The 11,616-nt window shown below is 49.8% G+C and carries 13 protein-coding genes; 7 read left to right on the top strand and 6 right to left on the bottom strand.

Annotated features, from left to right (window positions below; genetic code table 11):
- Positions 1-146: 146 nt before the first annotated feature.
- From AC27N8_RS09495 to AC27N8_RS09485, 3 genes are all read left to right on the top strand, one after another.
- Positions 147-557 carry a hypothetical protein gene (locus AC27N8_RS09495; protein WP_487066311.1) on the top strand — a complete coding sequence of 137 codons (411 nt, stop codon included), beginning with the start codon at positions 147-149 and terminating at the stop codon, positions 555-557.
- Positions 558-608: 51 nt separating this feature from the next.
- The gene (locus AC27N8_RS09490) at positions 609-998 is read left to right on the top strand and encodes a hypothetical protein (RefSeq protein ID WP_487066309.1); all 390 of its coding nucleotides are present in this window, start codon (positions 609-611) and stop codon (positions 996-998) included.
- 110 nt (positions 999-1,108) lie between these two features.
- A complete protein-coding gene (locus AC27N8_RS09485; RefSeq protein WP_487066307.1) occupies positions 1,109-1,291 on the top strand; it encodes a hypothetical protein in 183 nt (60 codons plus the stop codon).
- A gap of 3 nt (positions 1,292-1,294) precedes the next feature.
- Here AC27N8_RS09485 and AC27N8_RS09480 read toward each other — a convergent pair whose 3' ends face one another.
- A complete protein-coding gene (locus tag AC27N8_RS09480) occupies positions 1,295-2,137 on the bottom strand; it encodes an SDR family oxidoreductase (protein WP_487066305.1) in 843 nt (280 codons plus the stop codon).
- Between the two features lie 192 nt (positions 2,138-2,329).
- On the opposite strand from AC27N8_RS09480, the gene AC27N8_RS09475 reads away from it, so the two are divergent.
- Both AC27N8_RS09475 and AC27N8_RS09470 read left to right on the top strand, forming a co-directional pair.
- Positions 2,330-2,905: a PadR family transcriptional regulator gene (locus AC27N8_RS09475; RefSeq protein ID WP_487066303.1), complete on the top strand. Its 576-nt coding sequence runs from the start codon at positions 2,330-2,332 to the stop codon at positions 2,903-2,905.
- Between the two features lie 236 nt (positions 2,906-3,141).
- Complete coding sequence (locus tag AC27N8_RS09470; RefSeq protein ID WP_487067919.1) at positions 3,142-3,627, top strand: nitroreductase/quinone reductase family protein; 486 nt, start codon at positions 3,142-3,144, stop codon at positions 3,625-3,627.
- Positions 3,628-3,809: 182 nt separating this feature from the next.
- Here the strand turns inward: AC27N8_RS09470 and AC27N8_RS09465 are convergent, their stop codons facing one another.
- The 4 genes from AC27N8_RS09465 to AC27N8_RS09450 form a co-directional block, all read right to left on the bottom strand.
- Positions 3,810-5,540: a glycerol-3-phosphate dehydrogenase/oxidase gene (locus AC27N8_RS09465; protein ID WP_487066301.1), complete on the bottom strand. Its 1,731-nt coding sequence runs from the start codon at positions 5,538-5,540 to the stop codon at positions 3,810-3,812.
- A 213-nt stretch (positions 5,541-5,753) separates the two neighbouring features.
- Positions 5,754-7,256, bottom strand: coding sequence for a glycerol kinase GlpK (glpK, locus tag AC27N8_RS09460; protein WP_487066299.1), 1,503 nt, complete (start codon positions 7,254-7,256; stop codon positions 5,754-5,756).
- Between the two features lie 240 nt (positions 7,257-7,496).
- Positions 7,497-8,537, bottom strand: coding sequence for a hypothetical protein (locus tag AC27N8_RS09455; protein WP_487066297.1), 1,041 nt, complete (start codon positions 8,535-8,537; stop codon positions 7,497-7,499).
- A gap of 172 nt (positions 8,538-8,709) precedes the next feature.
- Positions 8,710-9,675, bottom strand: coding sequence for a helix-turn-helix transcriptional regulator (locus AC27N8_RS09450; RefSeq protein ID WP_487066295.1), 966 nt, complete (start codon positions 9,673-9,675; stop codon positions 8,710-8,712).
- A gap of 157 nt (positions 9,676-9,832) precedes the next feature.
- On the opposite strand from AC27N8_RS09450, the gene AC27N8_RS09445 reads away from it, so the two are divergent.
- Positions 9,833-10,204, top strand: coding sequence for a glyoxalase superfamily protein (locus AC27N8_RS09445; protein ID WP_487067918.1), 372 nt, complete (start codon positions 9,833-9,835; stop codon positions 10,202-10,204).
- Between the two features lie 54 nt (positions 10,205-10,258).
- Positions 10,259-10,999 (top strand): SDR family NAD(P)-dependent oxidoreductase, encoded by a 741-nt coding sequence (locus AC27N8_RS09440; protein WP_487066293.1) that lies wholly within the window; start codon positions 10,259-10,261, stop codon positions 10,997-10,999.
- 102 nt (positions 11,000-11,101) lie between these two features.
- On the opposite strand, the gene AC27N8_RS09435 is transcribed toward AC27N8_RS09440, so the two are convergent.
- On the bottom strand, positions 11,102-11,491 hold the full coding sequence (locus AC27N8_RS09435) for a hypothetical protein (protein ID WP_487066291.1): 390 nt from the start codon (positions 11,489-11,491) through the stop codon (positions 11,102-11,104).
- Between the last annotated feature and the right edge of the window lie 125 nt (positions 11,492-11,616).

The raw sequence follows: 11,616 nt of genomic DNA, 5'->3' as shown, positions 1-11,616 counted from the left end.
AAGGTATTGTCAAAGGATTGATGTAAGCTCATTGACTCATCTCGCACAACCTCCTCTCATCTATAGCGTATAGAGAATAGAACACATGCTATATAAGCAAGCGCAACATCTACTTTATAACTATAAGAAATCCAGAGGAAAATGTAATGAATACACGCGATCGCACCAAGCAAGAGCAACTCTATATTTCTGCCTATTGGCCTTCCCAAATGAAGAATGAGCAGGCGGTTGGATATGCTATTGCCAAAGACGTTCTGATCTATCGAAGCATCGGCATAATCTACTCGCTGACCACAAGTCTGCTCAGCCTATTCCTTCCTAACCCAATCAAGAATGTGAATACAAATCCCAACCATAAAGGAAGGATGGTCTTTACGTTTAGCAAGATAGGTCTGAGTTTGCTCATCGCCCTCCTTCCGCTACGTCACCGAAAATTAACAGGCTTCTATCAGCTCGACGCACAGGGGAATCCGAGCATTTTTATCGGCAAAAAAGCGCCAAAGAGCATTCTGGGACGAGTCGGGGTTAATCGTAAGCAGTTTTTACAGCAGATATAGTCGCACCAAGCTGAAACACTCTAACAATAAGAAATTCAGAAGGATACAGAAATGAACACACCCGATCATATACAGCCAGAGCAATTATATATTTTTGCCTATTGGCCCCAACAGGACAGCGACGAATTTGCCGTTGGATACGCTATGCCCAAAGAGCTTCTGGTCTATCAAGGCATAGCGGTAATCCTGACACTGCTCAGTGGTCTCTTCAAGCTATTCTACGCGCCGAAACTCCGTTCCCTACCTCTCCTGCTGCGTATGGGACCGTTTCCGATGATGAGCTGGATGATTGTCCTGCTAACCATCCAGAGTAGGAAATCGGCTGGATTCTATCAACTTGATGCACAGGGCAAGCCGATCGCTTTTATAGACACACGGGCGCCTGCACACATTTTGGATCGTGCCAGTATCAAGCGCAAACAGTTTTTGCAGGCGCGCTGATTTAACCGGGAATAAAAACCCTTTCGCCCACGGCGTCACACGCTCCGCCGTGCTGTCTGTGACTCGTACGACCACGCTCCTCATGAGGTTCCATTGCGAGAGCTTCCGCCGTGGATCGTCTCGTTCTGCGTTGCTTCCAGATGCATGTGAAACGTTTTCGTGCGGGAAGTGACAGCACGGCGGAGCCGCGCCGCTACGTCGGCTGGCTTGATCTCTTTGGGGGTGATGATTCCTTCATGTCACAGTATTGTACGTACCGCCGAGCTGCTACCGGTCTGAGAAATTTATGGTGATAGTTATACGTTTGCAGGAATATCGGTTGAAGAAGCGAGATCCTTCTGTGCTTCAACCAGGGCCAGGCGTTCCGTCAGAGCCCTGTGGATAGCGGTAAAGGAGTCACGACCAAGCACGATACGCTTTGGTGCAGGATGCTGGTCAACGCTGTCGATCATAATCCTGGCTATCCTAGTAGGATCGCCAGGCGAAGGATGCGACGTATCTTGCAGGATATGATAGACCATATCCGCCGGCGTCCCCTCATATGCTTCCATCCTTGAGCCAAGCTGTGCGCCACCAAACCTGAACGCTGTACGTGCCCCACCCGGCTCAACAATGGTGACCCCAATATTGAAAGGTGCAACTTCTTGCATCACTGCCTCCATAAAGCCTTCGATTCCCCATTTACTGGCATGATAGAGAGAACCACCAGGAGCAGCAGACTGACCTCCAACGCTGGAAAGCTGGATAATGCGACCACCACCTTGTGCCCGTAGATGTGGCAGAGCCGCACGCACTACCTGAATAGAACCAAGTAGATTCGTATTGATTTGATGGGTGATCTGTTCGTCTGTCAGCGACTCTGCCGGGCCAAAGAGACCATAACCAGCATTGTTGACGACAACATCAATCTTACCACGATCAGCAAAAGCCTTATGCACCACTTCGTAGATTGCCGGTGTATTGGTAACATCGAGATGAGCAAGCCACAGGCGATCGCCGTATGTTGCCTTGAGGTCACTCATCACATCCATATTGCGCACAGTGCCAGCGACGTAATCCCCACGCTCAAGTAGTTGCTCAGTCATGAGGCGACCGAAACCACTGGTCACGCCAGTGATAAACCATGTTCGCTGTGTCATTTCTTCCTCCTGATCTATATACAAATTCGTTGTTACTACCCCATCCATGCTTGCCAGACGAGACCTCTTCTGCGAGAATAGATATTCAATCCTGAAGTATGTAAGGATGTGACATAAGTCAGGATATCACAAGAAGCTATCATATGTCAAAACATTACATATGTCTAATTGAGACATAGGAAGAAAAACGTCATGAATACCCTGGGATACATTCTACTAAGTCTGATAGCACGCGAGCCGATGTCAGGATATGACCTGACAGCTCAGTTAAAAACCCGCTTTACTCCATTCTGGGCGATCAGTCATACACAGATCTACCCGGCGCTGCGGGAGTTGGAGGAGCAGGGTCTCTTCCGCTTTAAGCTGGTAGAGCAACATGCGATACGCCCTGATAAAAAGGTATATGAGATAACTGAAAAAGGGCGGACAGTGCTTCAGCATTGGGTGGAGTCACCCACTCCTCTCACCAGCTTACGTGATGAGTTCTACTTAAAAGCTTACAGCCTCTGGGTGGCTGATCCAGCACGTCTAATAGAGATGTTTCACGAACAGATTCGACTTCATACCGAGCATCTTGCCTTCCAGGAGCACATCCTGCAGAAGAAGCGAAGCGCTAAGGTTGACACACCAGAAGGTAACGTTTTCTTCGAGATAAACGAGTTATTATTCGCGTACACCATTGGCTACGAACACAACTATCTTGCCTGGTGCCACTCTGTCCTCCACTATCTCGAACAAAGGCGATCAATGCATGAAGAAGGGAAATAGAGAGGGTACGCTTCGCCTTTGTGCCACGGAAACGCTCCCATGACCAGCGTCAAGCGCATCCGAATAGAGAGCATGTTGTGATGAAATTGAGGTACGAGGACATGCTGCTGTGATAGCGATGTGACAGGAGCTTACTATGATTCTATCATATAAATAGTGAGCAAATATGATCATGGCATGCATTAACGCGAAATCCTTGATCAGGCCTGTAAGCAGGAGAAGGGACCGTGGCTGAGATGAAATACGACGACTTTCTGCGATGGTTATACCGAAAAAAACGACCTAACTGGATCGCGAAGATCATGAATAAGTATGGAGCAATGATCGCATCATTAGGGCTCACACGCGATTTGATGGTAACGCTGGAAGTAACTGGAAGCAAGTCTGGGCGTACGATCTCGCTGCCGGTCGTGATGACTAACTTTGAGGGGCAGCAATACCTGGTATCAATGCTGGGAGAAAATGTACACTGGGTCCACAATGTTCGTGCCACAAGAGGCAAAGCAGCCATCCGAAGCGGCAAACGTGTGGAGGTTCACCTCGAAGAGGTTCCCGATGAGCAGCGTGCGCCCATCTTGAAGGCATTCCTGCAACGCGCACCAGGAGCGCGACCTCATATCCCCGTAAACAAAAATGCCCCCGTTGCGGAATTTGCAAAGGTTGCACAGGCCTATCCAGTCTTCCGTATAGAGAAAAAGGTCGAGGCAAAGCAAACAGCCTGAGCACACGAACCCTTGATCAGGCCTGTAAGCAAGAGAAGGGACCATGGCTGAGTGGAAGATCACTTCATGCCACCAGAAGCTTCCTCCGAAATGGTTGGCTTCAATGAATAGCTTATTGAGTACTCCACAAAAAGTGGGTTGTCGTACGTGCACGACAACCCACTTTTTCTACAAACACGATGTTAATTAAGCACTTCCTGGACCGGAGCATTGATGGGCCGGGACTGTGTCTGACCACGCTCGGCAGCGTACTCAAGATCAATCTCCTGCTGATACTCGTCGATCATAGCCTGCTTGCGACTCTCTGACCAGTTGAGTTCACGTCCCAGGATGGTGGCGACTTCGTTGGCGATGCCCAAACCGCGCTGACGGTCTTCAAGGATGATTGACATACGTCGCGCCAGGACATCTCTGAGGGTCATAGCCATCTCGTTGCGGACAGAGTAGAGCACTTCGGCTTTGATGTATGGCAGGTCGTCGATGAGCCGGTTCCCAAGCATAGGATCTTGCTCGACGAGATCCAGCACTTTCTGGGTGTTCGTGCCATAACTGTCTCCGAGATGCTGGATGGACGATTGAGCGAGACCAAGTTTCAGTCCTCGATCATTGATGTTGTGGCGGATACGTGCCCAGCCAGCACTACCTTGCAGGGGTATAGCTTGCGTTGGATGCACTGGCCTGGCTTGATCACGCCGGTTTAAGACATCAATGGTGTCCTGAGCCATGCGTCGATAGGTGGTCATCTTGCCACCGACAATCGAGATCAGGCCGGACTCGCTCTCCAACACGACGTGGGAACGCGAGAGCTTGGCGGTCGACGCTTTAGTGTTGCGCGGCTTGACAAGCGGACGATAGCCTGAGTAGGTGCTGATGATATTGTCCTGCGTCAGGTTGAGCGAGAAGTAGCGGTTCAGGTATTTGAGCAGATACTGGATCTCTTCGTAGGTGGTGACTGGATGCTCAAGATCTCCACTACCGGTATCTGTTGTGCCGAAAACAACGCGTGATTCCCAGGGGACAAGGAAGAGGATACGCCTGTCCTCAGTTTCGGGCAGAACGATGGCTCGATCGCCGATCTGGAGATCCTCACGTGAGAACATCAAATGGACCCCCTTACTGGGCTCGATGCGAATCTGTGGCTCGACTCCGGTCAATTCCTCGATATCAGCCGAGTAGACACCGGTCGCGTTGATAATATAGCGCGCTTTGACAGTGAAATCACGATTATCGATATTATCGTGAATCACCGCTCCATTGATCTTGCCATTGCTATCTTTGACAAAGGAAGTCAGTTGCGTGTAATTAGTGATGCTCGCACCATACTGGGCCGCCGTCAGGATCAGAGTCATCGTCAGACGCGCATCATTCGTCTGAGCATCATAGTAGGTAAAGCCATCCTTCAAGCCCTTTGTCACGAGCGCAGGGGCATATTTCAAGACTTCTTCATGCGTCAGGTGGCGATGTCTTTTGACGCTACGCTTACCAGCCATCAGATCATACAGAGTCAGACCGAGATTAAGGATCTGCTTCAGTCCAATCCCACGCGGCGTGGTAAAGGGCATGCCAACCGGATGACGATCCCCTTCATACATGGGGAGCACAAACTCGATGGGATGAACCAGATAAGGTGCGTTTTGTAGCAGTAATCCACGCTCGACGAGCGCCTCGTGGACCAGGCCAAAGTCGAAGTTGGGCAGATAGCGAATACCACCATGGACGAGCTTCGTCGATTTACTACTGGTACCACTCGCAAAATCGCCTTTTTCGACCAGCGCGACACTATATCCACGTGAAGCAGCATCCAATGCGACGCCCGCGCCCGTCAGACCACCACCGATCACCAGCACATCAAACTGTTCTTGTCCTAATTTTGACACATTACGTGTCCGTACTTCCGCTGAAAGAGGTTCCATATACTTTCTCTAAGAATGTACAGAAGCGAAATGCGATCAATGATTAAGAGACCATCGTAGCACTCCCTCTTCTGTACAATTCTTCCTTTCTGCATAATCTGAAGTGTAACTCGAAGCATACATTGATCATCACATCCATATGTTTTCGTAACATCCAAAGAGGGTGTGCGTCGTCGAGACAAACAATCTACATCCTACACGTGCAGAAAGAAATTATCGTTCCCAATGCAAGGAACGCTCAACCGCTCGCTGCCAATGTGTATAGTGATCATCACGCTGATCTTTACTCATTTGTGGCTCAAAGGTGTGATCAATCGCCCAGTATTCTGAGACTTCCTCCATGCTTGCCCAGAACTTGACCGCCAATCCAGCCAGATAGGCCGCACCAAGGGCGGTCGTTTCGGCGATCTTTGGTCGCTGGACCGGCACACCCAGGATATCCGCCTGGAACTGCATTAAGAGATCATTGGCCACAGCACCGCCATCGACGCGCAAAGCTTTCAGGTCAGTACCGCTATCAGCGACCATCGCCTCCAGCACGTCACGCGACTGATAACACATCGACTCAAGCGTCGCCCGCGCAATGTGTCCCATCGTCGAGCCACGCGTCAGGCCAACAATCAGACCACGCGCATAAGGGTCCCAATGTGGCGCACCCAATCCGACAAAAGCCGGTACAAGATAGACGCCCCCATTGTCCTTTTCGGATGCCGCCAATGCTTCAACATCGCCGCTGCTCTGGATAGCTTTTAAACCATCGCGCAACCACTGCACGGCCGCTCCAGTCACAAAGATGCTCCCTTCCAGGGCATACGTAATGCGAGGCACCGAAGGGATATCCAATCCCCAGGCGATCGTGGTCAAAAGGCCATTTTTGGAGGGCACCGCCTGCGAGCCTGTGTTCATCAACATGAAGCTACCAGTCCCATAGGTGTTCTTGGCCATGCCAACCTCGTAGCAAGCCTGTCCAAAGGTTGCCGCCTGCTGATCGCCAGCAATACCAGCCATCTTGATAGGGCCACCAAAGAACTCAGGATCGGATTCGCCATACACGGCGCTCGATGGCTCTACGGTGGGCAGCATTGAGCGCGGTACACCCAATTCGTTCAGGAGTACATCGTCCCATTCGCCCGTGTGGATATTAAAGAGGAGAGTGCGGCTGGCATTGGTATAGTCGGTCACATGAATGCGCCCCTTCGATAAACGCCAGAGCAAAAACGTATCAACCGTCCCGAAGAGCAACTCACCTCGCTCGGCCTGCTCACGGGCTCCTGCAACATTATCTAAAATCCACTTGACCTTCGTCCCAGAAAAGTATGGATCAATCAGCAGACCTGTCCGCTCACGGACCTCCTGCTCAAAGCCTTTGGCCTTTAGGGCGGCGCAGATATCAGCGGTCAGACGGCTCTGCCAGACAATCGCGTTGTACACCGGCTTGCCAGTGGACTTCTCCCAGACCAGCGCCGTTTCACGCTGATTCGTGATGCCCAGCGCAGCGATATCAGACGTGGAAGCTCCAACCTTTTTGACCACCTCCTGGGCCATTGCCAGTTGGCTGGACCAGATATCCTCCGGATTATGCTCAACAAGGCCCGGAGCTGGATAAATCTGAGGAAACTCTTGTTGAGCCGTAGCAACGATCGATCCAGCGTGATCAAAAAGAAGCGCTCGTGAACTGGTTGTTCCTTGATCCAGGGCAAGAATATACTTAGCCATAAAAATCCTCTTTCATAGAGAAAGTTGTCCGATACGCTACAACACGACAGACAACTGGACGCAGATAGAGGGCAACCAATGTTGCTCACATCCATGCATTCAAGGAGGGATTGCGGGAACTATCTACAAAGAAACGAAAAACAGAAGTAAAGTTTTATCAAAAGAACTTTCACACTATTTATATAGCTTAAAACATCTACGCTATGCTCATTATTCCAAGCTCTACAGCATCACCACAACCTAATGCATACGCGCTTCCTCTTCCAGGATAGGAAGATTACTGCGAGAGCCAGCTGACTCTGCCTGCCAGGGCCAGCGGCGCAGATTTCCTCCAAGTGGACTGCGCCATGCCGCAAGACCACCTCCTCCTACCAGAGTGAGCACAAGCACGTAGAAGAAAATATCAGACAGAACAGCGTATGGACGATTCCCAATGCCCCAATAGCCAGAGGACCACAAACTGTGTACAATAATGCTATTCTGTAACAATCCCAGATTGAACACAGCAATCAACTGATAAACTTGTATTATACCTAGCACCATAGCACGCATCATATCATCGGCACGTTGAGAAACAATCGCGTCGGAAGTGATCAGCAAGCGGGACAAACGTACAAAGCGTGCCATTAAGAATTCCGCCAGCACAGAGATCACAAGTATCACAGCCGGTATCAGACTGAGCATCCACAAATTATTTGAAACAGTTACATTGAGGCCATTCCATTGAAAAAGTTGTAGCACCGTTCCCAGATGTGGCGCAAAGAACCAGCTAAACGCCAGCGTCTCCAGCAACACAACTACAGGTACCCAGGGAAGGATGTGACCACGATAATCGGACAGCCGCCGCTGTAGATCTGCATAGGTTATCTTGCGCTTCGTAGACCGGCGCAACTTCCATACGGCAAATATTCCTCCCAGGCCTAGTCCCACAAAGAAAGCAATGTAAAAAATGGATAGGGAAGAAAAAGCATCCTCAAAACCATCATTAACGATAGTGCCAGTGAGAACCAAAGCCATAAGCGCCATAAAAACCACAAACAATAGAATGCCCACCCCACTACCAATCATCATTACCCCACGCAGATAACACCAGCTCTGCTTAATATCCTCTAGCATCGCCCGTGGCGGATCAGATGTATTAAAAACGCGCCATTTCAGCAGGCTTTTCCACAATTGGTCGCTTGAGCCAAAGGGAGAAAATCCACGACGAAGGACGAAGGTGCCTGCACCAATAAGAAACAAACTTACTAGTAAAGTCACACATAACTCAAAGCTGCTCATGAGAGGCTCCTTCCAATGTGAGGAGGGCGATTTCCTGTTGAATATGATATCTCAAAATCGTTAATTATATGGTACAGTAGAAAAATACTTATATCAAGTCCACTGTATATCCTACCGGGCTTTTCATATAACCACGAAGCTGCATAGGCTGTAATGATGCAGATGCATAGTGTTATTTGTCTACTGTCTGAGGAAAATGAGATGCGATCTGAAGCAACTGCTCGCTCAATATACGCAGTTCATCGCGCAATTCTGGCGGATTGTGTACCACAAATGGAAGATTGAGCGACACCAGATAGCGAGCCATACCAGCGACGTCTAGATAGTTTTCCCGGAACAGGACTCCTGTCGCTGTGGGCGTCAACGTCCCGTAGGATGGGGGGATCTTTTGCCGGACGGTGGATAGGTCTGCCTGGAACTCGACTTCTATCTGAATGTTAGCAGGCTTATGCCTTTCACGGATAAAGGTTTCGTAATCAACGTCCGGTATTTTCTCAAAGGTCTCGGAGAGGATCTGCACCTTTTGGATGCGATCCAGACGAAAGATGCGATTCCCCTGGCGCAGGCAGCAGTAACCCATCAGATACCAGTGTCCCTGCCAACCAGACATGCCATACGGTTCGACTTTGCGTCTGGTTATCTCCTGATTATATGAGCAGTACTCGATCTCGATACGCTGAGAGGCCTGAATAGCTCCACTCAGGTCTATCAGGAGCGAGGCGTCAGGACGCACTTGCTGGCTCTGTGGAAAAAGGACAAGATGCGATGAGATGGCGTTGAGACGCTCTCGCGCAGGCACGGGCAATACGCGCGAGACTTTAGCTAATGCTCCCTCAATAGCCTGCGACGAATGTTCAATCTGCAACCATTCGCTGGCCAATAAGCTAAGCATAATAGCCGTCGCCTCTGCTTCGGTGAAGATCAGTGGAGGAAGCTTAAAGCCCGGACGTAGTCGATAGCCCCCAAGACGACCGATGTTGGCCTCGATCGGGATACCGACATCTTGAAGATGCGCGATATAACGCCGTACGGTCCGTACGTCCATCTCCAGACGAGCAGCGAGCTCAGGACCGGTGATCGAGGGTCTGGCCTGAAGCAGTTCAAGAACGGTCAAGACGCGACTGGTCGGATGATACATCTAAGCTTCCCCTTTGTGCGTTGTCGCAAACAAGATATCTTCTCCATCTGCACGAAAAACATCTTTAAACGAGGGTCGATTCTGTCCTCTTTATAACATATACTGAGAACAGAAGCAACAGTAAAGCCTGAATAAAAGAGGAGAAAAAATTATGGCAATGCAGATGAAACTCGAACTGGTCATCGTACCTGTCACGGATGTTGATCGCGCAAAGGCTTTTTATACCGAGAAGATCGGCTTTCACGCAGATCATGACCATCAGGTCAGCGAAAACCTGCGTTTTGTGCAACTGACCCCTCCTGGTTCTGCCTGTTCCATCGCATTCGGTATGGGGATTACCACCATGCAACCTGGCTCACTCGAAGGTGGTCTGCTGGTCGTCGAGGATGTAAGAGCTATCCGAGAAGAACTGCTAACGCGAGGTGCGGATATTAGCGAGGTCGATGTACAGCCCTGGGGAGACTTCGTCCACTTTAGCGATCCCGATGGCAATCGCTGGTCTTTTCAACAACTTCACAAACGTGCCTAGCCACCACACAATCCTTCGTTCAATAATGTACTGCTATAAAATAAGGAAATATGTATGCGTTTACAGGGAAAAACTGCTCTGGTTACGGGAGCAACGTCAGGGATTGGTCAGGCAATTGCAGAAGCTTTTGCGCGTGAAGGGGCGTATGTAGTCGTGTCAGGGCGAAACGCGCAACGTGGCAAGGCTGTTGTCGAGACAATCCAGGCGGCTGGTGGAACGGCCGCTTTCGTAAGAGCAGATCTTATCACAAAGGCAGAAGCCGATCGCCTTGCCAGGGAGGCAAGCGAAGTGTTTGGCCCTATCGATATTCTGGTGAACAATGCGGGAGCCGGAGTCGTTGGTCCAACTGCACAGACGGATGAGGTCGCCTTCGATGCAGTGGTCGCAACAAATATGAAAGGACCATTTTATCTCACAGCAGCCCTGGCTCCTTCCATGGCTGAACGGAAGTCGGGAAAAATCATCAACATTACAACCATAGTTGCCCATATTGGGAAATCTGGATTCGCTATCTATGGGGCCACGAAGGCGGCACTCACATTGTTTACCAAATCCTGGGCAGCGGAATTTGGTCCCAGCGGCGTCAATGTCAACGCGATTTCGCCTGGCCCAACCCGTACCCCCGGCACCGAATTCATAGCAGGGGCTCTGGATCAGCTTGCCCAACAAGCTCCAGCCGGGAGAGTAGCGAGTCCTTCCGAGATTGCAGAAGCCGCAGTCTATCTGGCCAGCAATGAGGCAAACTTCGTGCATGGAGCAATACTTCCCGTTGATGGAGGACGTATAGCTATCTAACGCGCAGTACGTAGACAAAAACGTGAAGAGCTATCTCGCCTCAACGAGAGAGACATGCTCTTCACATTCTATCATGGACCAGGAAGCTGTTCTTGAGAGAAATTACGGCTTTCTTTCGAATCCCTTTGGATCTCGTAAATAGGCATCAAGATCTGGATCTTCCTTTTCTTCCTCAAACGCGTCAACCACCTCAAAATTTGCTTCCAGTTCCTGACGAACAACGTTGAGAAAGTCTCTTGCAGCCTGATTAAAGCGCTCACATTCATCTTGCCGCCAGGGACCAGGATCAGGAGGATAATCCCAATTCAATGCCTGATCATGCCACTCTATAAGAGCATTTGCTCGTGTGATAGTTTCCATGGATAAAGGTAAATCCTCTGGCGCAATACCATAGCCAAACTGTTCACGGGCAGCCTTATTCGTGCTCCAAAAGCACTCTCCATGCCACTCAAACCAATAACGAATACTATATTTTGGTTTAAGGTTCATCATGAAATCTCCTTTTAAACATACAATTTTAATATACTATCAGCAAATCCTTCCTGTTACACTGGTTTCATACCCCTCTGTATGAGAGCTTGATAAAAGGGGTTCTCTGATTGATACGAAGGATAAAG

Source organism: Dictyobacter sp. Z7_2 (assembly GCF_057551105.1).
This window is presented reverse-complemented; position numbering and strand designations above follow the sequence as displayed.

Excerpts from the sequence above, each read along its gene's own strand:
- AC27N8_RS09465 (WP_487066301.1), bottom strand. The coding sequence starts at position 5,540 with ATGGAACCTCTTTCAGCGGAAGTACGGACACGTAATGTGTCAAAATTA.
- AC27N8_RS09445 (WP_487067918.1), top strand. The coding sequence starts at position 9,833 with ATGCAGATGAAACTCGAACTGGTCATCGTACCTGTCACGGATGTTGAT.
- AC27N8_RS09435 (WP_487066291.1), bottom strand. The coding sequence starts at position 11,491 with ATGATGAACCTTAAACCAAAATATAGTATTCGTTATTGGTTTGAGTGG.
- AC27N8_RS09450 (WP_487066295.1), bottom strand. The coding sequence starts at position 9,675 with ATGTATCATCCGACCAGTCGCGTCTTGACCGTTCTTGAACTGCTTCAG.
- AC27N8_RS09455 (WP_487066297.1), bottom strand. The coding sequence starts at position 8,537 with ATGAGCAGCTTTGAGTTATGTGTGACTTTACTAGTAAGTTTGTTTCTT.
- AC27N8_RS09490 (WP_487066309.1), top strand. The coding sequence starts at position 609 with ATGAACACACCCGATCATATACAGCCAGAGCAATTATATATTTTTGCC.
- AC27N8_RS09480 (WP_487066305.1), bottom strand. The coding sequence starts at position 2,137 with ATGACACAGCGAACATGGTTTATCACTGGCGTGACCAGTGGTTTCGGT.
- AC27N8_RS09470 (WP_487067919.1), top strand. The coding sequence starts at position 3,142 with ATGAAATACGACGACTTTCTGCGATGGTTATACCGAAAAAAACGACCT.
- AC27N8_RS09475 (WP_487066303.1), top strand. The coding sequence starts at position 2,330 with ATGAATACCCTGGGATACATTCTACTAAGTCTGATAGCACGCGAGCCG.
- glpK (WP_487066299.1), bottom strand. The coding sequence starts at position 7,256 with ATGGCTAAGTATATTCTTGCCCTGGATCAAGGAACAACCAGTTCACGA.
- AC27N8_RS09495 (WP_487066311.1), top strand. The coding sequence starts at position 147 with ATGAATACACGCGATCGCACCAAGCAAGAGCAACTCTATATTTCTGCC.
- AC27N8_RS09440 (WP_487066293.1), top strand. The coding sequence starts at position 10,259 with ATGCGTTTACAGGGAAAAACTGCTCTGGTTACGGGAGCAACGTCAGGG.